This window comes from Motilimonas sp. 1_MG-2023 (genome assembly GCF_030547455.1).
In the GTDB taxonomy this organism is placed as follows: Bacteria; Pseudomonadota; Gammaproteobacteria; order Enterobacterales; family CBDFNC01; genus Motilimonas.
The window spans coordinates 106,141-127,261 of record NZ_JAUOPX010000005.1 but is presented as its reverse complement, the minus strand read 5'-3'; the positions used below and the strand labels follow the sequence as shown (position 1 = coordinate 127,261).

General features: G+C 44.5%; 20 protein-coding genes. 9 read left to right on the top strand and 11 right to left on the bottom strand.

All coding sequences use genetic code 11. The features are described 5' to 3' along the window. Positions 1 to 23: 23 nt before the first annotated feature. Both rpsJ and Q4519_RS04150 read right to left on the bottom strand, forming a co-directional pair. Positions 24 to 335 carry a 30S ribosomal protein S10 gene (rpsJ, locus tag Q4519_RS04155; protein ID WP_119909477.1) on the bottom strand — a complete coding sequence of 104 codons (312 nt, stop codon included), beginning with the start codon at positions 333 to 335 and terminating at the stop codon, positions 24 to 26. Positions 336 to 572: 237 nt separating this feature from the next. Then, positions 573 to 2,225, bottom strand: coding sequence for a diguanylate cyclase (locus Q4519_RS04150; protein ID WP_232800710.1), 1,653 nt, complete (start codon positions 2,223 to 2,225; stop codon positions 573 to 575). Between the two features lie 208 nt (positions 2,226 to 2,433). Between Q4519_RS04150 and Q4519_RS04145 the strand changes: the two genes are divergently transcribed. Then, positions 2,434 to 4,560 (top strand): tRNA(Met) cytidine acetyltransferase TmcA, encoded by a 2,127-nt coding sequence (locus Q4519_RS04145; protein WP_303509848.1) that lies wholly within the window; start codon positions 2,434 to 2,436, stop codon positions 4,558 to 4,560. Between the two features lie 106 nt (positions 4,561 to 4,666). Here the strand turns inward: Q4519_RS04145 and Q4519_RS04140 are convergent, their stop codons facing one another. The 4 genes from Q4519_RS04140 to aroE form a co-directional block, all read right to left on the bottom strand. Further along, positions 4,667 to 5,890 (bottom strand): succinylglutamate desuccinylase/aspartoacylase family protein, encoded by a 1,224-nt coding sequence (locus tag Q4519_RS04140; RefSeq protein WP_303509845.1) that lies wholly within the window; start codon positions 5,888 to 5,890, stop codon positions 4,667 to 4,669. A gap of 81 nt (positions 5,891 to 5,971) precedes the next feature. Next, on the bottom strand, positions 5,972 to 6,703 hold the full coding sequence (dapB, locus tag Q4519_RS04135; RefSeq protein ID WP_303509843.1) for a 4-hydroxy-tetrahydrodipicolinate reductase: 732 nt from the start codon (positions 6,701 to 6,703) through the stop codon (positions 5,972 to 5,974). Between the two features lie 115 nt (positions 6,704 to 6,818). Beyond that, positions 6,819 to 7,082 carry a DUF1488 domain-containing protein gene (locus Q4519_RS04130; protein ID WP_232800714.1) on the bottom strand — a complete coding sequence of 88 codons (264 nt, stop codon included), beginning with the start codon at positions 7,080 to 7,082 and terminating at the stop codon, positions 6,819 to 6,821. A gap of 13 nt (positions 7,083 to 7,095) precedes the next feature. Continuing rightward, on the bottom strand, positions 7,096 to 7,914 hold the full coding sequence (gene aroE, locus Q4519_RS04125; RefSeq protein WP_232800715.1) for a shikimate dehydrogenase: 819 nt from the start codon (positions 7,912 to 7,914) through the stop codon (positions 7,096 to 7,098). Between the two features lie 125 nt (positions 7,915 to 8,039). Between aroE and Q4519_RS04120 the strand changes: the two genes are divergently transcribed. After that, positions 8,040 to 8,468 (top strand): group II truncated hemoglobin, encoded by a 429-nt coding sequence (locus Q4519_RS04120; protein WP_232800716.1) that lies wholly within the window; start codon positions 8,040 to 8,042, stop codon positions 8,466 to 8,468. Between the two features lie 1,247 nt (positions 8,469 to 9,715). Here Q4519_RS04120 and hemF read toward each other — a convergent pair. The 5 genes from hemF to Q4519_RS04095 all read right to left on the bottom strand — a co-directional run bounded on the left by hemF (position 9,716) and on the right by Q4519_RS04095 (position 14,090). Continuing rightward, positions 9,716 to 10,621, bottom strand: coding sequence for an oxygen-dependent coproporphyrinogen oxidase (gene hemF, locus Q4519_RS04115; protein ID WP_303509838.1), 906 nt, complete (start codon positions 10,619 to 10,621; stop codon positions 9,716 to 9,718). A gap of 95 nt (positions 10,622 to 10,716) precedes the next feature. Next, positions 10,717 to 11,271, bottom strand: a complete 555-nt coding sequence (locus tag Q4519_RS04110) for a topoisomerase DNA-binding C4 zinc finger domain-containing protein (protein WP_232800718.1) — start codon at positions 11,269 to 11,271, stop codon at positions 10,717 to 10,719. 158 nt (positions 11,272 to 11,429) lie between these two features. Continuing rightward, the gene (locus tag Q4519_RS04105) at positions 11,430 to 11,903 is read right to left on the bottom strand and encodes a DUF494 family protein (protein WP_232800720.1); all 474 of its coding nucleotides are present in this window, start codon (positions 11,901 to 11,903) and stop codon (positions 11,430 to 11,432) included. Between the two features lie 2 nt (positions 11,904 to 11,905). Beyond that, complete coding sequence (gene dprA, locus Q4519_RS04100) at positions 11,906 to 13,018, bottom strand: DNA-processing protein DprA (protein ID WP_303509833.1); 1,113 nt, start codon at positions 13,016 to 13,018, stop codon at positions 11,906 to 11,908. Beyond that, the gene (locus Q4519_RS04095) at positions 12,999 to 14,090 is read right to left on the bottom strand and encodes a LysM peptidoglycan-binding domain-containing protein (protein WP_232800724.1); all 1,092 of its coding nucleotides are present in this window, start codon (positions 14,088 to 14,090) and stop codon (positions 12,999 to 13,001) included. Before Q4519_RS04095 ends, dprA begins: the two co-directional genes overlap by 20 nt. Before the next feature lie 102 nt (positions 14,091 to 14,192). On the opposite strand from Q4519_RS04095, the gene def reads away from it, so the two are divergent. The 7 genes from def to Q4519_RS04060 all read left to right on the top strand — a co-directional run bounded on the left by def (position 14,193) and on the right by Q4519_RS04060 (position 21,058). Next, entirely contained in the window at positions 14,193 to 14,693 is a 501-nt protein-coding gene (gene def / locus Q4519_RS04090) for a peptide deformylase (RefSeq protein ID WP_232800726.1), read from the top strand. A gap of 101 nt (positions 14,694 to 14,794) precedes the next feature. Continuing rightward, positions 14,795 to 15,739, top strand: a complete 945-nt coding sequence (gene fmt / locus Q4519_RS04085) for a methionyl-tRNA formyltransferase (RefSeq protein WP_303509829.1) — start codon at positions 14,795 to 14,797, stop codon at positions 15,737 to 15,739. After that, a complete protein-coding gene (gene rsmB / locus Q4519_RS04080; protein ID WP_303509827.1) occupies positions 15,696 to 17,033 on the top strand; it encodes a 16S rRNA (cytosine(967)-C(5))-methyltransferase RsmB in 1,338 nt (445 codons plus the stop codon). The genes fmt and rsmB overlap by 44 nt, the downstream gene beginning before the upstream one ends. A 59-nt stretch (positions 17,034 to 17,092) precedes the next feature. After that, complete coding sequence (trkA, locus tag Q4519_RS04075; protein WP_232800732.1) at positions 17,093 to 18,469, top strand: Trk system potassium transporter TrkA; 1,377 nt, start codon at positions 17,093 to 17,095, stop codon at positions 18,467 to 18,469. A gap of 20 nt (positions 18,470 to 18,489) precedes the next feature. Beyond that, positions 18,490 to 19,935 carry a TrkH family potassium uptake protein gene (locus tag Q4519_RS04070; RefSeq protein WP_303509821.1) on the top strand — a complete coding sequence of 482 codons (1,446 nt, stop codon included), beginning with the start codon at positions 18,490 to 18,492 and terminating at the stop codon, positions 19,933 to 19,935. A gap of 1 nt (position 19,936) precedes the next feature. Then, positions 19,937 to 20,665 carry a glycerophosphodiester phosphodiesterase family protein gene (locus Q4519_RS04065; RefSeq protein WP_303509819.1) on the top strand — a complete coding sequence of 243 codons (729 nt, stop codon included), beginning with the start codon at positions 19,937 to 19,939 and terminating at the stop codon, positions 20,663 to 20,665. Between the two features lie 201 nt (positions 20,666 to 20,866). Continuing rightward, positions 20,867 to 21,058: a hypothetical protein gene (locus Q4519_RS04060; RefSeq protein WP_303509816.1), complete on the top strand. Its 192-nt coding sequence runs from the start codon at positions 20,867 to 20,869 to the stop codon at positions 21,056 to 21,058. The last annotated feature ends 63 nt before the right edge of the window (positions 21,059 to 21,121 follow it).

Below are 21,121 nucleotides of genomic sequence, written 5' to 3'. Positions count from 1 at the left end.
GTTATAACCTCTTTCTCTTCCGTTTAGCCCAAGCTGATTTGAACGTCAACACCAGCGGCTAGGTCTAGCCTCATTAGTGCGTCAACAGTCTTGTCAGTTGGCTCTACGATATCAATCAAGCGCTTGTGCGTACGAATTTCGTACTGATCACGCGCATCTTTGTTTACGTGCGGAGAAACCAGTACAGTAAAGCGCTCTTTACGAGTAGGCAGTGGAATCGGACCACGAACCTGAGCACCCGTGCGCTTTGCAGTTTCAACGATTTCCGCTGTAGAGTTATCGATCAGTCTGTGATCAAACGCTTTCAGGCGGATACGGATTCTTTGGTTCTGCATGGACCAAGGCTCCAATAGTTAAAAACATAAAAAAACTCCACCTATCTACTTTACTTAAAATAAGTGATTAGTGAGGCTTAAACCATTAGCCACCCAAATCGGGGGCTCTGTGTGGCCAGTAATTCTGGCAGGGAGCTATTGCTCCACTTACTCTATTAGCAAGTGGAGCGCATTATACAGAGATATGGTGAATTTGCAATCGATGGAATGCAGTTAATTGTAGATATTTTAAGTTTACTATTTGAATTGGCCGTATTCGGCTTGTACCGAGATATTGCGGCCTGTCTGCTTGGCGTGATAGAGAGCCTGATCGGCGATGCAAATCAGATTTTTGTGAGGCATGCCATTCACGGGTTGGATACAAACATGTCCCAAGCTAATGGTTACTCGTTCTTTAATCCCATTTTCCGGATGTGAAATATTGAGCAGCTCAATTTTCTTACGACAAAGCTCTGCCAGTACGGCGGTTTGCTCGGCACTGATTCCAGGACAAAGTAAAACGATTTCTTCACCGCCATAACGGGCAACAAGATCTTTATTACTATTTACACACTCTTTTAGGGCCTGCGAAATGCGTTGTAGGCAAACGTCCCCTTCGGGGTGGCCAAACCTGTCATTATATTGCTTGAAAAAGTCAACATCGATCAAAACTAAAGAAATATTGCTGTGCTCACGTAGCGCATTAATCCACTCTGATTCTAGCCGCTCATCGAAAGCTCGCCGATTTGCTAAACCGGTTAACGAATCAATCGCAGAAACCAGCTGTAATGCAGAATTAGCGTCTGCCAAAGCTCGGTAGGCTTGAGCAAGTTCAGTGGTACGCTCTCGTACTCGCAATTCAAGCTCTCTGTTAAGTAACATCACTTGCTCTTCAGCTTGTTTGCGCATGATCATTTGCGCGACCGTGGAAGCGAGAAGGATTAATACTTCTTTTTGGTAGTCTGGTAACGGTTTGTGATTAATGAAATTGTCACAGGCAATCCAACCTATCGTTTCATCACCATGCCATAGGGCAATCATCGCATTCCAGCCTGAGCCTATTTCCTTGGTATCATGCAAAATGGGCGCATCATCCCAAACGCTTAAATAGTCCTTACGTGTTAACGCTTCTTGTACAAATGGCACATTTGGAATGTTGTTTTGAAAATAGCTCTCATCAACAACCTCACCTTGTTCATTAGTACCATAAGTACCAAAATACATATCGCGCTCGGTATCCATGATAAATACCGCCATACGATCAATACCAAGACGAGTCGTACCAGCCTCAACAGTATGGCGATACAATTCATCTAATGAATATAACTTAGACAGTTCAATAGTGATTTCATGTAACTCTTTCAGTAGTCCTGAAAACGCAGCTGTTTGCTCGTCCGCTCTGGCCAAGGCAAGTTCTTTGCGTTGTAACTCTGATTGCTGAGCCTGATGAACTAATGACAAGCGATAATTATCTAACCCAAAACTAAGGGCTTCGAGTAAATACTCGTTTACTTTTGACGATACTCCCTTCTTACCTTCTACAATTAATAAACCAATAATACCTTGCTGGTTTACTAAAGGCAGAATGCCATCCACACTTTTGCCTTCGTTAATCACTGAATAACATGATATTAAAGGAAAGTCAGGCTCTTGGTAGACCGATAAAGGCGTAGAAAAATACCGCACTCCCTCTCTATGATTAGCACGCGCAACCACATATAAACTTTGATCATCGACCAGTAACAAAGTGCAGCCCTGATAGAGGCTTGATAAACTACCAAGGCCAGAATAACAAAAGGCTTCGAATCCCTTTGCCCTCGGCATATTTTGAACTAATGTTTGAAACATAAAATAAGTTCGCGCATCCTTCGCTAAGTATGAAACCCGCAATAAATCAGCGGTTTTAGCCATATTATCAAAGCGCTAGAAACCCGTTAATTAATCCAACCTGAAATGAGACCCGTATCAATAAATAAGCATAAAATTATCATAAAACAGAAAAAATGCACAACCCTGCACACTAGTCACCTTCTCGCATTCTCTGCTATTTTCCCATATAGTGCCTTTGTCCTGAGTGGACAACTGGAATCAGGTATTTTGTAATTCAGGTAGCGTCAGATTGAACATACTTCCATTAGTTAATGCTCTCATTAAACAAGCGCAGCAAACAAATCACCGCCGCTTACTTATTCTTAGCGGTGAGCAAGCCTGGGCTCATCGTGCCATGATGCCTATGATTGAGCCTGAAGCTTTATTTATTGGCGCCCCTGTTCCAACTATCTCGCTACCGGCATCTACTCGCTATTATCAAGTAAAACAAGCTCATTTATTACTGGGACAACAGTGCTCACAGCTGATTATTGATGCCTACTCAGGTTTATCTGCAGACGCACTCGGTGCCCTCAGTGGGACATTAATTGGCGGGGGAATACTTATTCTTATTTGTCCACCACTTGATACCTGGCCTAGTTATCAAGATCCTGATTACCTAAGGTTTATATCCGCACAATCGCCGCCACCAAAAAAGAGCTTATTTTTGGCACGGTTGGTTGCATTATTACGACAAGACCCCAGTGCAACTATTGTCGAACAAGGTCAGCCGCTACCTAGTATTGAGCACCTGTCAAACACTGAGTCAGTAACATTTCACATACCGCAATATCAGGCACCATATAAAAACCAAGAGCAAGCCGATGCCGTGGCATCGATCCATAAAGTAAATGCCGGCAGAGCCAACCGCCCTTTAATACTAACCGCCGATCGTGGCCGCGGAAAGTCAGCAGCGCTTGGTATTGCCGCTGCGCAATTACTCGCGCAAGAGCAACAAATTGAGATAGCATTAACGGCCCCCTCACCTCAGGCCGTACAAAGTGTCTTTGAACTTGCTCAAGCCAACTTGCCCGCAGCAGAAAGGGTTGGCAACAATTTAAACTACCAAGGAAATACCCTTACATTCTTTGCTCCCGACCAACTGATTTTAGAACAACCAAAAGCAACATTATTGCTCATTGATGAAGCCGCTGCCCTACCCATTCCTTTACTGCAACAGCTTAACCAAAATTACAAACGGGTGGTATTTTGTTCAACTTTGCATGGTTATGAGGGCTCAGGACGAGGCTTCAGTCTTAAATTTATCCCCTATTTACAACGCGTTTCAAACGGGTATAAACAAACTCATCTCAAATCACCGATTCGTTGGGCTGAGGACGATCCAGTCGAGGCATTGATTTTTAATGCTTTATTACTCGATGCGCAGCTACCATCATTGAGCTTAACCCAACAAGATGAAGAGCTGGTTGTTCGTCAGGTTATGCCACAAGAGCTAAGTAACAGCGAAGCATTGCTGCGCGCTATTTTTTCGTTATTGGTATGCGCTCATTATCAGACTAAGCCGTCAGATTTAAGAGCGTTGCTGGATAACCCAGGTATTCAGATAATGGCACTGCAGCAAGGGCAAGGAATTATCGGCGCCGCCATTATCAGTAGTGAAGGTCAATTATCAGAGTCATTAAGCCAAGATGTTTATCACGGACAAAGGCGCATTCAAGGTCATTTAATTCCCCAATCGCTGCTATTTCATGGTGGACAGCAAGCCGCAGGCGCTAAGCATTATGCCCGTATTATGCGCATTGCTATTCACCCTAGCCTACAACAGCAGGGCTTAGGTAGCTACCTAGTTAAACAACTCAGTAAATGGGCTAGCGGACAAGGATATGATTTTCTCGGCTCTAGCTTTGGCTTAACCCTCGAACTCGGTCAATTCTGGCAGCGCTTAGGCTTTCAGATCGCTCATTTAGGTTTAACGCAAGATAGCGCTAGCGGTTGTTATAGCGCATTAATGTTAATGCCATTAACCGCCGAGCAGGCCCCTTGGCTATTCCAGTGCCAAGAGCACCTATTTAATCAACTTGGCGATCATTTTTGCGGACCATTAAAACACCTCCCCCCCGAGCTGGCCTGTTTTATTATAAATAGCCATCACACACCCGCCCCAACTGACTTAATCCAAGATATTCAGACCTATGTGCAGTATCACCGTCCGCTAGCATTTATCTTACCCAATATCAAAAAGTGGTTAATCAAGCACGGGCGCACTGAAGATGTATCACCTTCAGAGCAAGCCCTCTTAGCTCGGCTTATTTTGCAACAACAAGATTGGGCTAACAGTATCAAAGGCTCGTCGTATAGCGGCAAAAAAGAAGCAGAAGCAGGTCTTAAAGCATGCTTGCAACGATATCTTGAATAGGCTCAACTTAACCTTAGTTTTGCTCAGGCCTATTACGAGTAGATACAGATAAAGCTTTTTTTACTTATCAATAGCTCGGGTTATGGACTACAAGAGGCTAACACCACTAGCCATCCATTTCTTCTGCATCATCGGATCCAACATCACCGCCCTCAATTTCAGGCTCCCCATCTAACCCCTCTATCGCGCGCTCTTGAGTTTCCTCCTGATGTTGTATTTCTGCTGCTTTTTTCTCTACTTTTTCTGGCGTAGTATTAATCGCTAAGTGAAACACAGCAAAACCAGGATAAACAAACTGATTAATTGCTTTGCCTATTACCGTGCTGTTTGATTGAGCCCGCACACGAAATGCAGCATTGGTTACTGGATCCGTTACCGTGCCGAGAATATCGCCTTTTTTAATTTTTACACCAAGGGAAACATTGCTAACAAAAATACCACTGTGATCAGAGCGCAACCAAAACGATTCAACATAAATAGGTTGCACGCTTCCACCACGATAAGGCTCTGGCAGCATATCCATACTGCGCATCAGACGCTTAATAGCAGCCACTCCAACCGATACACTGTCTAAATCAAGACTCATCGGTGCTCCTAGTTCCATGGTAACCGCTGGAATGCCATGCTCCATCGCTGCACCGCGTAAGGTACCGGTACTGGCTTTACTTTGCACTATGGTAATGTCGCCAAAACCTCGACTAAATTCAGCCAATGGCGGATGGCTTAAGTCAGCCCGTATTTGTGGCAAGTTGGTGCGATAAAAAGACCCAGTATGAAGATCCACTAAGGCATCACAATGGGTGATAATCTGGCTAAAAAAAGAATAGGCAATACGTGACGCCGACGCGCCTTCGGTTGAACCAGGAAAGTAACGGTTTAAGTCACGACGATCTTTAAGGTAACGCGATGAATTATGAAAACCATCTAAGTTCACTATGGGTACACCAATCACCGTGCCTTTGAGTTTGTTAGTGTCTAATGGGTGTACAACTTGACGAGTGATTTCAATACCATTTAATTCATCACCATGGACCGCTGCAGTTAAGCACAAGGTCGGCCCCGGCTGCGCACCACTTGCCACCAATACAGGGGTGCCTAAATCAATCCCAGTAAATGATTGCTCGCTCGACCATGACAAAGTACGAAAACTATTGGGCTTAACAGTGGTTCCTAGCAAGGTCAAATTAGATTTAATGGCTTCGACATGAGCCGCAGGTGCTTCAATTTTAACCGACTCATCCTTTTTAACGGGAACCTTAGGTGGGTTATCAACTATCTCTGTAGCCCATGCAGAAAAAGGGAGAAGTAAAAGAGTTAAATATTTTTTCATCTTTACGCCTTATTTATCAAAAAAGGACTGAAAAATCAGTCCTTAGTCGTTACGGTCCTTGCAGAATTTCTACTGACTCAATTAATCCATTAAATGCTCTAAACCATAAACGAGTTGCTCTCGGGTCATAACTTGCTTACAAGCCAAACAGATACCAGGCATGAATGATTCACGATGTTGAGAGTTATGCTCAATTTTAAGGGTTTCACTTAAACCACCAAAAAATACCGTTTGCTGTGCAACTACACCCGGTAAGCGAATTGAGTGTAGCGGAACATCATGTAATTTAGCACCGCGCGCGCCCTCTATTAATTCTTTGTCCGATGTGGACATAGGTGCTTTCGTACGTGCTGCAGCAATTAGCTCGACCGTGCGAACGCCAGTACCTGAAGGACTCTCTTCCTTTTGCGGACTATGAGCTTCAATGACTTCAACATCGGGTAAATATTTCGCCGCTTCGGCAGCAAACTTCATCATCAGTACCGCACCAACCGAAAAGTTAGGTGCAATCAGGCCGCCGAGTTTTTTCTCTACCGAAAGCGCTACTAATTCATCAACTTGATACTGCTGAAAACCGCTGGTGCCAATAACAGGACGAGCGCCGGCATTTAATATGGTTTGAGTATTGTTAAATCCTGCTGACGCTGCCGTCAGATCAACCACCACTTCAGCTTGGCATTGCACAATTTTTGCCGCTAAATCATCACCAAAGTCAGCTTCTCCAACTAAAGTTAACTCTGGATCGTTATTAATCGCTTTAACCGCTTCGCTGCCCATACGGCCTTTAGCACCGTTTACTAATACTTTAACCACACTACTCTCCTCAACTGCTGTATTTGCTTCACTGCATCTTTCATTTTGCTCAGGTTAATAATCTTAAGCTAACTTGTCTATAACGCTTATCACCCACGGCGCTCAAATATTGTTATCACGTTAAGTTAATGTCGCCATTAGTATCAAAGTCTTCATTAGCTATTTTTTCTTCGGCTAATTCTTCTAAGTCAAAACGTAACTGCTCGAATAAAGCTAATACACTGGCGGATGATGAATCCGCTAGCTCACCGTGCTGCGTCAAAAAATTCAGGCTTACATGACATTGAATAAGCTGCCCGCCATTTAACGCGGGGAACACGACCATGCCTTTCGCTTGGTGCCATTGCTGTTGATCTGGAAATTGAATACTTTGGTTCATCTCAATTCACCTGCTATAGCGCTAAGTTACGACGCAACTCAGCCATCACTTGCTTGCTGCCAGGGCGAATACCGCGCCATACCGCAAAGCTTTCTGCCGCCTGACCCACCAACATGCCTAAACCATCAAGTGTTAAACGTGAACCGGCCGCTTTCGCCCATGCTAAAAACACAGTATCACCCGCGCCATACATCATGTCATAAACCGCTGTTTCAGGACGCACAAGGCTAGACTCAATCGGCGGTAAATCGCCCGATAAGCTCGCTGACGTGGAGTTAATGATTAAATCAAAGTCGCCACTTAAACTAGAAAATTCTGCGGCGCTAATATTGCCCTTCTCGGCAAAGATGTCAGCTAAGGTTTGCGCCTTACTAAAAGTGCGATTAGCAATGATTAACTCGGCGGGTTGCTCATCTAATAAAGGACCACATACGCCACGCGCTGCGCCGCCAGCCCCTAACAGTAAAATACGCGCACCTTGGATATTAACATGAAAGTTCTTTAAATCTTGAACCAAGCCAGCCCCGTCGGTGTTATCACCAATGACGAGGTTATCGTCGGTTAGTTTTAACGTATTGACCGCACCTGCTAACTGGGCACGAGGGGTGAGAATATCCGCCGCAGCAAACGCTTGCTCCTTGAACGGCACCGTCACATTACAACCTTTGCCACCGGCGGCAAAGAAACGCTTTAACTCACCCGCAAAGTCATCTAAAGGTGCCGCGATGGCTTGATAACTGATATCCTCATGTGTCTGACGAGCAAACAAAGTGTGAATAAAAGGTGACTTACTGTGACCGATGGGATTACCAAATACTGCGTACTTATCCATGTTCTACCTTTTTGGTCGTTAATTCGAGATTCGATAGCTTGATGCTGATGAGCCGATAATCGATAAATCTGGTGCGGCTAAACCGCTACTGCCGTTATTATTCCATTTACAGCAAAATGTTAACAATGAATTTGATAAAAAAACTGTTTCCAAAAAAAGTCGAAACAACACCTATTGAACCATTAACTGCCTATCAATTACTCGGCGGAGAAGCAGGAGTGCGAGCACTGGCCAATGATTTTTATGACATTATGGAATCAGCACCAGAAGCGGCGGACTTATATGCTATCCACCCATTACCTTTAGATGCTATTAGACAAAAGTTCTTTGAGTTTTTATCGGGCTGGACCGGCGGACCACCGTTGTTTGAAGAAAAATATGGCCATCCACGCTTAAGAGCCCGCCACTTACCCTTTAAAGTCGACTGTAAAATGCGCGATCAATGGATGTTTTGTATGAACAAGGCGCTTGATCGCCAAGTCGGTAACGTTGAAGTACGAGAGCAAATGCGCGCCTCGTTAGATCAACTCGCTAGCCATATGCGTAATCAATAATATTCAGCTAGGTAGGTTAATTTAAGGACGCGTTAGAGACTGCGACGTGTTTTGCTGCGATTTAGCGAAAAAACACGCCGTGTTCGATATTTGTTAGCAACAGTGATAACCAATCTCGTGGCACTAAATATTGCGCCAGCTTGGCCTCTAAACTATCAGCTTCAACCTGTAGATGGTATTCCCAGCGGGCTCGCGTATTGATGGCATCGACATTAAAGCCGCATATAACGCAGCTTTAATACTCGTTTACAACCAATCTCGTGGCACTAAATATTGCGTCAGCTTAGCCTCTAAACTATCAGCTTCAACCTGTAGATTGTATTCCCAGTGGGCTCGCGTATTGATGGCATCGACATTAAAGCCGCATATAACGCAGCTTTAACACTCGCTTATAACCAATCTCGTGGCACTAAATATTGCGCCAGCTTGGCCTCTAAACTATCAGGTTCAACCTGTAGATTGTATTCCCTGCGGGCTCGCGTATTGACGGCATCGACATTAAAGCCGCATATAACGCAGCTTTAATACTCGTTTATAACCAATCTCGTGGCACTAAATATTGCGTCAACTTGGCCTCTAAACTATCAGCTTCAACCTGTAGATTGTATTCCCAGCGGGCTCGCCTATTGACGGCATCGACATTAAAGCCGCATATAACGCAGCTTTAATACTCGTTTATAACCAATCTCGTGGCACTAAATATTGCGTCAACTTGGCCTCTAAACTATCAGCTTCAACCTGTAGATTGTATTCCCAGCGGGCTCGCCTATTGACGGCATCGACATTAAAGCCGCATATAACGCAGCTTTAATACTCGTTTATAACCAATCTCGTGGCACTAAATATTGCGTCAGCTTGGCCTCCAAACTATCAGGTTCAACCTGTAGATGGTATTCCCAGCGGGCTCGCGTATTGACGGCATCGACATTAAAGCCGCATATAACGCAGCTTTAATACTCGTTTATAACCAATCTCGTGGCACTAAATATTGCGTCAGCTTGGCCTCCAAACTATCAGGTTCAACCTGTAGATGGTATTCCCAGCGGGCTCGCGTATTGACGGCATCGACATTAAAGCCGCATATAACGCAGCTTTAATACTCGTTTATAACCAATCTCGTGGCACTAAATATTGCGCTAGCTTGGCCTCTAAACTATCAGCTTCAACCTGTAGATTGTATTCCCTGCGGGCTCGCGTATTGACGGCATCGACATTAAAGCTGCATATAACGCAGCTTTAATACTCGTTTATAACCAATCTCGTGGCACTAAATATTGCGTCAGCTTGGCCTCTAAACTATCAGCTTCAACCTGTAGATTGTATTCCCAGCGGGCTAACGGGGGCATCGACATTAAAATCGATTCCGTGCGACCACCACTTTGTAAACCAAACAAGGTGCCGCGATCCCAAACCAAGTTAAATTCTACATAGCGGCCACGGCGATATAATTGAAACTGGCGTTGCTGCTCGGTAAATGGCGTATTTTTACGACGCGCCATGATCGGTAAATAAGCATCACAATAGCCATTGCCCACCGCTTGCATAAACGCAAAGCAATCTTCAAATGGCCACTTATTCAAATCATCAAAAAACAAACCACCCACACCTCGGGTTTCGTTGCGGTGTTTTAAGAAGAAATATTCGTCACACCACTTTTTATAATCGCCATATACTTGCTCACCAAATGGTTGGCATAAATCATGAGCTACTTGATGCCAATGTTGGCAATCTTCATCCACGGGATAAAATGGCGTGAGGTCAAAACCACCACCAAACCACCACACCGGATCTTCACCGTCTTTTTCGGCAATAAAAAAACGTACATTGGCATGTGAGGTAGGCACGTGAGGGTTGTTAGGGTGGATCACTAAAGACACCCCCATCGCTTCAAAACGTCGACCTGCTAATTCAGGCCGATGAGCAGTTGCAGAGGCCGGCATTTTATCGCCAGAGATATGGGAAAAATTAACCCCTCCCTGCTCAATAACAGAACCATTTCGTAACACACGCGTGCGACCGCCGCCGCCTTCTTCACGTTGCCATTTATCTTCAATAAACACACCCGAGCCATCGGCTTGCATTAATGATTCACAAATTTGATCTTGTAGCTTAAGTAAGTAGGCTTTTACTTGGGCTTTATCTGGCAATGCCATTTACAACTGTCCTTCTTTTTCAATACGGCGTCGAGGTTTTAATCAATATTTTTTTCTAACGGCAAACTCGCAACGCACTCTTTCATTATGGCGGGTTAAAGGGTTTCGCTTTTATACTTACATGATTTTTGAGGACACACTAAACGCAGTCCAGCAGCGGTTTTTTTCTCAGTCAAGATGCCCCAGCCACAATCTGGACAAGGCTGTGCCACAGGTTTTTCATTCACCGCATACTTACACTTAGGGTAGCTGTCGCAAGCATAAAATAGCTTACCAAAGCGAGATTTTCGCTGCACTAAACGACCGGATTTGCAATTGGGGCAAGTGATATCGGTTTTATCCGCATGGGCTAATGATTCAATGTGATGGCAGTCAGGAAAAGCAGTACAGCCAATGAACATGCCGTAGCGCCCTTGCTTGATGGCTAATTCACTATGACACTCAGGGCAATCACTGCCAACAAGTACTTTCGTAATATCGCCATGATGGTGCAAAGCTCGCTTATAATCACACTGCGGATAATTACTACACCCAAGGAAAGGTCCATGTTTACTGTTTTTCATCTGCAGTAAGTTGCCGCATTCAGGGCAAGCTTCTTTTTCTAGAGCATGTTCATGTGCAGAAAATAACGAGTGATCGATTTTGGACACTTAAGCCTCATTAGTGAATAAAAAACATGCAGATTCTAACAAACTAAGATTAACTCTGGCAGTCAATTTTTAGAGATAGTGCAATTAGATCCTAGCGGAGGAGGCAAGCTGGGACGGGTAAGGGAAAGGCTGGCCTTTCCTCTACACCCGGAAGTTAATTAATGTAAAGGACCTTCATTAACATCGAACAACAAGTCTTCCATTTGTTGATAAGCGTTTTCACTGCCAGGCACATTAAATAGCACCATCAGTACAACCCACTTAAGATCTTCAAGATCAAATTCGTTGTTATCTAACTCCATCACTCTATCAATAACCATCTCTCTGGTTACAGAATTTAGGAGTTTTATCTGTTCCAAATATAATAAGAATCCTCGGCATTGAGTATCAAGGCGAGTCATCTCTTCCTGAGTGTAAATACGAATTGAGTTTTGTACATCACGACAAAGATATGGATTTTCGTCATTGTTTTGCAAGTCAGCTAATTTTTCTAGCCAATCCAATGCCTTGTATATCTCTTCTTGATGAAAACCCGCACGGGTTAATTCTTCGGTAAGTTCCTCCTGATCCACTAATAATTCAGCATCGCTGTGTATATATGTTTCAAAAAGGTACATGAGGATGTCGAACATAATTAATCCCTCCTCAGTCTGACATATCCTTCGGGCACTTGTGCAATCCAACCCTCGAGTTCCAATTCCAGCAGTTGACTTTGTACTTGTTGCACAGGCTCTCCGCTACGTTCCACCACCAAGTCAATCGAGGTGGCTTCAAAACCTACACTATCCAACAATCTTGGAAATGGCAACGTATTTCCCGTGTTTTTCTCCTCTAGTAAAGCCAGCTGAACTGGCGGTGGGCTTACTATTAATTGTAGCTCATCTATTATATCGGCCAGCTCTGTGACAAGTTTAGCGCCTTGTTTAATTAGCCAATGACAGCCGCAGGCTTGAACATTATCCACCGATCCAGGTAGCGCAAATACCTCTCTGTTTTGCTCTAGCGCATACTTTGCGGTGATCAACGAACCACTTTTAATCGATGCTTCAATCACTAACGTGCCAAGAGACAAACCAGAGATAATTCGGTTACGTCGTGGAAAGTTTTTTGCAAGAGGGGGAGTCTTGGGTAAAAACTCTGATAACAATAACCCCTGCTCTTTAATCTTTTGGGCTAAGCCAAGGTTGCGTTTTGGATAAATGTTATCCAGCCCAGAGCCTAATACAGCAATAGTTTCACCACTGCCCTGCAATGCCCCTTGATGGGCACAAGTGTCCACCCCTAACGCTAAGCCACTGGTAATAACTAATCCTACCTGACTTAATTGCTGTGCGAACTCGGTCGCCTTATCTCGGCCATAATAAGTTGCATTGCGACTGCCGATAACCGCTATTTGAGGTTGCGCCAATAAAGCCAAATTACCTTGGGCAAACAACACTAAAGGCGGGCTAGCAATTTCTCTCAAAATAGCTGGGTATGTTTCATCACCATAACAAATAATGGCGCACTTGTTCTCGCTTGCCCAAGCAATGGTTGCATCAATAGCACGCCAATCAGGATGGAGAATACTGTTAACTTGAATAGGATTTAAATTGAAAGGCTGGAGCGCTAAGATACTGAGTTGAAAAAGTTGCTCAATACCACAGTGAGCAACTATTTTGAGGGCTTTGGCATTACCCAGCCCTGGCGTGGCTTGAAGTGCCAACCAGAGCCGAGTGTAAGCCGGATTAGAAGTCGACTCCTTCAATATCAAAGTGCTGACCAACTAATTCTCTACCACGAACAATAATCGCAAGACTCGATTTTTCATATACTTTAAACACCATCATCATGCCAATAGTCTCTTCTGGTAGTGTTAAACTGTCGTCACCAGAGAGAAATATTTTTTCAAAAGTATTTGCATCTTCTTTGTAAACAACCTTTTCACCGCGCTCAACTATCTGCGCTCCAGGGCGCTTAATACTAAAGATAGCACCTGGTTCAATTTGTTCACGGCGACCTTGATTAATCACCACAATATCGCCACGACTAAGTGCTGTTCTTTCAGATAACGAATCAACAATGTAACCACGCATATCTTTCGGCGTAGAGCTTGGGATAAAAAATGCCGGCAGCACATCGTATTCAGGAATCGGCAGTATAATGTCACCCAACTTGGCTTCAGTATCGCTCTTCGTTACTAACATCGGCGTAACACGCTCGGTAGTAGTCACATCTTTAGACTGACTAACTTGAGCCGATGCAATATAACTTAATTTAGAACCTAATACTTCTTTGGTAGTTTTATCTGTGTAAGTTGCTCCGACACGATATATACCGTAGTGAACATTGGCATCATACTGCCCTTCTCCGTAAAAAATATCGCCCTTCATGATACGGGTACTTTTACTGTTTTGCCCCATCACTCGCGGCGCATCTTTCAGTAAGCTCTCATCGATAATGTGATCTTTAGTTAAGAAAGGTTCAATAATGTTCAGTGGAATGGTCGGCACCGCCGAACGTTTTTCATCAATACGCGGTTTAGGCGACATTTTTTTAAGACGTTTACGCCCCAGTTGAGGCTGACCATCCACCCAAGTTAGGTATAATTTATCGCCAGGATAGATTAAATGTGGATTTTTAACCTGAGGGTTGGTTTGCCACAATCTTGGCCACAGCCATGGCGAATCTAAGAAATAGGCTGAAATGTCCCACAGGGTATCGCCTTTTTTGACGATATAGCTATCGGGATGACCTTCCTTTAATTTTAAAGTATCGGCCGTGACGGAAAACGACAGCAAAGCCCCAAATAAGACTGCCGCAGCTTGTTTAAATTTCATAACTCTCCCTGTGTAGGCATTTAGTCTGTCAATTCGTCGAAGAAGTGTCTAGAATTGAAACAATCCATATAATCACATTTATAGTTGTATCAAGATAATAACATGGCTTTGCTCGAAGTATTACATTTTCCAGACGAACGTCTAAGAACAGTTGCGAAACCTGTTGCACAGGTCACACCTCAAATAAAACAAATTGTTGAGGATATGTTTGACACTATGTACGAGGAGGAAGGCATCGGCCTTGCCGCAACCCAAGTTAATATACATCAACGCATTGTAGTGATTGATGTGTCAGAAGAACGCAATGAACGCTTAGTGCTAATCAATCCTGAAATCATCGAAACATCAGGGATTGAGACTATGGAAGAAGGTTGCCTTTCGGTGCCAGACACCCGCGCAGATGTTCAACGAGCGGATCACATCAAAGTTCGCGCTTTAAATGTTGATGGTGAAACCATCGAATTTGAAGCAGATGAACTACTGGCTGTTTGTATTCAGCATGAAATAGATCACCTCAATGGCAAATTGTTTATTGATTACTTGTCGCCATTAAAGCGTCAACGCATCAGAAGCAAAATCGAAAAAGCGATGCGCCGAGGCTAATCAACCTTGCTGTCACTATGATATTCACTGTCGCCGCCCCGTCAGCTAGCTGAAAGGTTGCGGTGCAGTTTGACCTGCCAATTTACTAAGATGGAAATGCCTTGAAATCACTTAATATTGTTTTTGCCGGCACCCCTGATTTTGCCGCACGCCATTTAGCCGCCTTGATCCAAGCAGATTGCAATATTGTTGGTGTTTACACGCAACCGGATAGACCCGCGGGGCGCGGAAAAAAACTCACTCCCAGCGCCGTCAAAAGCCTCGCTGTTGAACACAATCTACCTGTGTTTCAACCTGAAAACTTTAAGTCTGAAGAAGCGAAAGCGGAGCTAGCGTCCCTCAATGCTGATTTAATGATAGTGGTTGCTTATGGCTTACTACTACCATTAGCGGTACTAAACACCCCAAAAATGGGCTGTATTAATGTACATGGCTCGCTACTACCTCGCTGGCGCGGCGCGGCGCCGATTCAACGTGCCATTTGGGCTGGCGATGCCACTACCGGCGTAACCATTATGCAGATGGACGAAGGCTTAGACACAGGCGCTATGCTTAGTAAGAGCGAATTACCCATCCTTGCCGACGATACTAGCGCAAGTATGTATGACAAGCTCGCAGAGTTAGGACCGAATGCATTACTAGCTACTGTTGCAGCGATTGCTAATCAAACAGCACAAGCGCAGCCGCAAGACGATGCTTTAGCTAACTACGCGAAGAAACTGTCCAAAGAAGAAGCATTAATCAACTGGCAAGACAGCGCTGAATTTATAGAGCGTTGCGTGCGAGCGTTTAATCCTTGGCCATGTTCGTATTTTCAGCTTGACGGCCAAAATATTAAAGTTTGGCAAGCCACTGTTATCAAGCAAAACGCTAATGTTGTCGCAGGTACGATTATTTCTGCTGATAAACATGGCATACAAGTCGCCACAGGTGACGGTATTTTGAATTTACAACAGATACAGATTCCAGGGAAAAAAGCCATGGCGGTACAAGACGTATTAAATGCAAAACAAGACTGGTTCACAGTGGGGCGTCAACTTGGCTAATCAAAATGTCAGAGCGGCAGCAGCTCAAGTATTAAACAATGTAGTAGAGCGTGGGGAATCACTGAGTAATGCTCTACCTCTAGCGCAACAAACCGTTGCGGCAAGAGATAGAGCTTTGTTACAAGAGCTTTGCTACGGCGTATTACGCTGGCTTCCCCGATTAGATTTTTTCTGCAAAAGTCTGATGGACAAGCCGTTAACGGGTAAAAAGCGGCCATTGCATTACTTAGTTCTAGTGGGAATTTATCAACTGCTTTATACCCGAATTCCCGCTCATGCCGCAGTCGCCGACACAGTCAACGGGGTAAAAGAGCTCAAAGCTCCAGCCCTTAAAGGTTTAATAAACGCAGTATTACGCAATTTTCAGCGTCAAGAAGAAAGCTTAATAGCACAAGTAGAAAATAACATTACACTAACTTACTGCTACCCAAGCTGGATTGTAAAACGCTTACAGGCTAACTACCCAAGTAATTATCAAGCCATTCTTGAAGCGGGTAATGAGCGTGCACCAATGTGGCTAAGGGTTAACCGTCGTCATTACTCACCCGAGCAATACCAAACTTTATTAGCAGAAAGCGACATTACCAGTGAAACCTCGACTATCTCAAGCCAAGCGCTGCGCTTAGATAAACCCGTTGATGTCAGCAAACTCACTGGTTTTGACCAAGGTGCGAGCTCGGTACAAGACGCTGCCGCGCAAATGGCCGCCTTGTTACTTGATGCTCAGCCGGGTGAGCGGATCTTAGATGCCTGTGCCGCACCAGGCGGCAAGACGGCGCACATTTTAGAAAATCAGCCCGATCTGCAAGCCATGACAGCAATCGACTTTGATCAAAAACGCCTACTGCGCGTACAAGATAATTTGGATCGCATCGGGTTAAATGCAAGCTTGATCCATGGTGATGCCAGCCTGCCGGAGACTTGGTGGGATGAACAGCTATTCGATCGTATTTTACTTGACGCTCCGTGTAGTGCAACGGGGGTGATAAGGCGTCATCCTGATATTAAGTGGTTACGGCGTGATTCGGACATTGCCGAGCTAGTGCAGCTACAAAAAGCCATATTAAAAGCCAACTGGGCACTACTTAAATCAGGTGGAACCTTGCTTTATGCCACTTGCTCAATTTTAGCCGATGAAAACACACAACAAATCAAAGGCTTTTTAGCCGAAAATAAAGACGCTATACTGCTACCCATCAATCCTGACGACACCCCAGAGAATCCGGGTTGGCAGATTTTGCCGGGGCAAGAACACATGGATGGGTTTTATTATGCTAAGTTGCGTAAAGCCTAGATTGCTTAAAGCTTAGTTAATCGTTGAACCGGCCCGATGGGCCGTTTAAAGGGTCAGTAATGAAGATTATTATTCTCGGTGCCGGTCAAGTAGGTGGAACACTAGCTGAAAACTTAGTTGGCGAAAACAATGACATTACCATTGTTGACCAAAATGAAGAAAACCTGAGAGATTTACAAGATAAATTTGATCTTCGCGTAGTGCAAGGCCATGCCGCTCACCCTCATGTGTTACGAGAAGCCGGTGCAGAAGATGCCGATATGTTAGTCGCGGTGACCAACAGCGACGAAACCAATATGGTTGCCTGTCAGATTGCTTATACCCTATTTAATACCCCAAACAAAATCGCTCGGATCCGCTCAGCCGCGCTCCTACGCGAAAAAGATCGCTTATTTAATAATGAAAACGTTCCCATCGATCACTTAATCGCGCCCGAGCAATTAGTCACAGACTATATTAAACGCTTAATTGACTATCCAGGCGCACTGCAAGTGGTGGACTTTGCCGAAGGAAAAGTTGGTTTGGTGGGTCTAAAAGCCTATTATGGCGGGCCTTTAGTGGGTAATGCGCTGGCTGCTCTTAAACAACACATGCCCAACATCGAAACCCGCGTAGCGGCGATCTTTCGTCAAGGTAACGCCATTCGCCCGCAAGGCACCACTATTATCGAGGCGGACGATGAAGTGTTTTTTGTTGCGGCAAGTGCCCATATTCGAGCCGTAATGAGTGAGCTGCAAAAACTAGAGCGCCCTTATTTGCGCATTATGATTGTTGGCGGCGGTAATATCGGTGCGGGCTTAGCGAAAGCTCTCGAAAAAAGCTATAGCGTTAAGCTGATTGAGCGAAACCATAAACGTGCCGAACGCTTATCTGAATTATTGGATAACACCATCGTATTTTGTGGTGATGCCTCCGATCATGAATTATTAACTGAAGAGCACATAGACCAAACCGACGTATTTATTGCCGTGACCAACGATGATGAAGCCAATATTATGTCGGCCATGCTCGCCAAACAGCTTGGCGCGAAAAAAGTGATGGTATTAATCCAGCGTGGCGCCTATGTTGACTTAGTTCAAGGTGGCCCGATTGATATTGCCATATCGCCGCAACAAGCCACCATCTCAGCTCTACTCACCCATGTTCGAAAAGCTGACTTAGCCAACGTTTATTCATTACGCCGCGGCGCAGCAGAAGCGATTGAGGCTATCGCCCATGGTGATAAAATCACCTCGAAAGTGGTGGGTCGAAAACTCAGTGAACTCAAACTGCCACCTGGGACAACCATTGGCGCGATAGTACGCGGTGACGAAGTGTTGATTGCCCATGACAACACAGAGATAGAGCAAGATGATCACGTGGTGATGTTTTTAGTGAATAAGAAATTTATTCCTGAGGTGGAACGCCTATTCCAGCCTAGTCCATTCTTCCTCTAAGCCAATAAAGAGCTAGCAAGATGCTAAACTATAAGCCGCTTTTTTTTATCACTGGATTGATATTATCTAAGCTTGCCTTGTTTATGTATATCCCTATGCTGCTGGCGTTATTTACCGCAGGCATCGGCACGCAAGAATTTTTCCTCTCCATAGTGTTAGGCCATACCGCCTCATTCTTACTGCTTCATTTCGGCCGCGTACAACACTTTCGTTTAGGTGTACGGGAAATGTTTTTGCTCACCACCTTAGTGTGGGTGGTAGGTAGCGCATTTGCTGCACTGCCCTTTATGCTGATTGAACACATAAGCTATACCGATGCCTATTTTGAAACCATGTCTGGAATCACAACCACTGGCAGTACTGTTCTTAGTGGTCTAGATACCATGCCTCATAGCGTACTAATCTGGCGCTCAATTCTACAATGGCTTGGCGGTATTGGATTTATTGTAATGGGCGTGGCAATTTTGCCCTTTTTAAACGTGGGGGGGATGCGTTTATTCCAAACCGAGTCGTCCGAATGGTCCGATAAAAGCACCCCCAAAACGCAGCAACTGGCAGGGCAAATATTACAGGTTTATCTCGTACTCACTATTTGTTGTTACTTCGGTTACCTTGCCTCTGGTATGACCCAGTTTGAAGCAATTAATCACGCGATGACCACCCTCTCCACTGGCGGTTACTCCACATCTGACAGCTCTATGTCACATTTCAGTCCTGCTGCACACTGGAATGCCAGCTTATTTATGTTCTTGGGCGGCTTACCTTTTTTATTGCTCATCCATGCCTTTAAAAAACTCAGTACCAAGCACATTTATCGCGATGCTCAAATACTTGGCTTTGTTAAGCTAGTGCTCGTTAGCACCGTATTAATTACGTTATTTCTGTGGTGGCATAACACATTCACATTTGCAGACGCGGTGCGTATTAGTTTATTTAACGTTATCTCAGTGATCACGACCACTGGCTTTGGTTTGTCAGATTTCAGCGCCTGGGGGAACTTTTCTACACTTATCTTTTTCTTCTTGATGTTTGCCGGTGCTTGCTCTGGTTCAACTTCTGGTGGCATTAAAATATTCCGCTTCCAAATTGCCGCCACACTACTAAAAAAACAAACTCAACAGCTACTACATCCACGCGGCGTATTCCCACAAAACTATAATAAACGCCGCGTTAATGACGCTATTATTCGCTCGTTAGTCGCATTCATCCTATCCTATTTCATCACTATCTTGGTCACGGCCGCAATATTGGCCGCTTTTGGCTCTGACGTTGTCGTCTCTTTAACGGGGGCTATCACTGCGGTGTCTAATGTTGGCCCAGGATTAGGTGAACTGATTGGACCATCAGGCAACTTCGCTAGTTTACCTGATGGCTCAAAGTGGGCACTTAGTGTCGCTATGTTGATGGGAAGGCTCGAGATTTTAACGGTTACCGTATTATTTTTTCCCGCATTTTGGCGAGGCTAGTATGATCAATAACATCACTTTTCCCCCTTTAATTGGACACCGGGGAGTGAAAGAGCTAGCGCCAGAAAACACCTTCGCTGGGTTTGAACGCGCTGCTGAGTTGGGTTTAACTTGGATTGAAATTGACACAACGCTATGCGGATCAGGTGAATGTGTCATCATGCACGATGACACATTGGACCGATGTAGCAACGGCCATGGCGCCTTAACAGACTTCAATTTTAAGCAATTACAACAGTTAGACGTTGGCAACTGGTTTGCAGCTAGTTTTCAAGGAGAGCAGCTGCCAAGCCTGAGCCAAGCGCTGATTTACATTGATCGCTTAGGTTTAAATCTAAACCTGGAAATCAAAACCTATCAACAATCTCCCAAACACATGGCTCAAGCGGTTTGCCACGCATTAAGCCAAGTGGAATTTAGCCACAGCCTAGTCATTAGTAGCTTTTGTCATGACACCTTGGCAGAACTAAAGGCACTGCGCCCTGATGTGGCTATAGGTGTATTATTTGAAGACGTTCCCTCGAGCTGGCTTGGCATTATGCAACGCCTTAATGCCGTGAGTTTACATTGTGATAGCGATTTAATTAACGAGGTACAAGCAAAGGCGATCACTGCAGCAGGCTACCCGTTGCTGTGCTACACAGTAAATAACAAAAAACAAGCGCAGCGATTATGGCAAATGGGCGCCACAAGTATTTTCACCGACAATCCGCTTATTTTTAGTCAATAACACCAAGCTGCTAACTAAGCTTAGTTAGAGTAGTAGCCATGATCGACATTGCTTACTTTGCTATAGAAAACAAAAAATCATTAAACGGCAAGCCGCGCCCTAGATGTAATAATATGACATGAAAAAAGGCTTATTAGGCCAAACTATGTTATAAGTTCAGTGAAGTAATATGCTGTACTAGCTTAAAAAAGATAATAAATAATGAAACAAATATTAATAATTGGCTCTCTTATCGTCCTATTTAATCCTGTAAGTTTGCTTTATGGGCAGTGCTTTCTAGTCTCGCAACTACTGGGGGGGACAAAATCTCCTATCGAAATAGTACGCACACCAGCACCCGAGCTACCACTGCAAGCTAAACTAGAAGCATTACAATCACTAGAGCGTGAATAAGCGGCTACACTTTGGTTCCGTTTGTGCCGCCCTTAAGCATAACTAGCCTCAGTTTTACTTAAG

What these genes read in the sequence shown, in the direction of transcription:
- Q4519_RS04150 (WP_232800710.1), bottom strand. Translation starts at nt 2,225, where the DNA reads ATGGCTAAAACCGCTGATTTATTGCGGGTTTCATACTTAGCGAAGGAT.
- Q4519_RS04060 (WP_303509816.1), top strand. Translation starts at nt 20,867, where the DNA reads ATGAAACAAATATTAATAATTGGCTCTCTTATCGTCCTATTTAATCCT.
- Q4519_RS04140 (WP_303509845.1), bottom strand. Translation starts at nt 5,890, where the DNA reads ATGAAAAAATATTTAACTCTTTTACTTCTCCCTTTTTCTGCATGGGCT.
- rpsJ (WP_119909477.1), bottom strand. Translation starts at nt 335, where the DNA reads ATGCAGAACCAAAGAATCCGTATCCGCCTGAAAGCGTTTGATCACAGA.
- hemF (WP_303509838.1), bottom strand. Translation starts at nt 10,621, where the DNA reads ATGGCATTGCCAGATAAAGCCCAAGTAAAAGCCTACTTACTTAAGCTA.
- rsmB (WP_303509827.1), top strand. Translation starts at nt 15,696, where the DNA reads ATGCAAAACAAGACTGGTTCACAGTGGGGCGTCAACTTGGCTAATCAA.
- Q4519_RS04120 (WP_232800716.1), top strand. Translation starts at nt 8,040, where the DNA reads ATGAATTTGATAAAAAAACTGTTTCCAAAAAAAGTCGAAACAACACCT.
- def (WP_232800726.1), top strand. Translation starts at nt 14,193, where the DNA reads ATGGCTTTGCTCGAAGTATTACATTTTCCAGACGAACGTCTAAGAACA.
- Q4519_RS04070 (WP_303509821.1), top strand. Translation starts at nt 18,490, where the DNA reads ATGCTAAACTATAAGCCGCTTTTTTTTATCACTGGATTGATATTATCT.
- Q4519_RS04105 (WP_232800720.1), bottom strand. Translation starts at nt 11,903, where the DNA reads ATGTTCGACATCCTCATGTACCTTTTTGAAACATATATACACAGCGAT.
- Q4519_RS04065 (WP_303509819.1), top strand. Translation starts at nt 19,937, where the DNA reads ATGATCAATAACATCACTTTTCCCCCTTTAATTGGACACCGGGGAGTG.
- Q4519_RS04095 (WP_232800724.1), bottom strand. Translation starts at nt 14,090, where the DNA reads ATGAAATTTAAACAAGCTGCGGCAGTCTTATTTGGGGCTTTGCTGTCG.
- aroE (WP_232800715.1), bottom strand. Translation starts at nt 7,914, where the DNA reads ATGGATAAGTACGCAGTATTTGGTAATCCCATCGGTCACAGTAAGTCA.
- trkA (WP_232800732.1), top strand. Translation starts at nt 17,093, where the DNA reads ATGAAGATTATTATTCTCGGTGCCGGTCAAGTAGGTGGAACACTAGCT.
- Q4519_RS04130 (WP_232800714.1), bottom strand. Translation starts at nt 7,082, where the DNA reads ATGAACCAAAGTATTCAATTTCCAGATCAACAGCAATGGCACCAAGCG.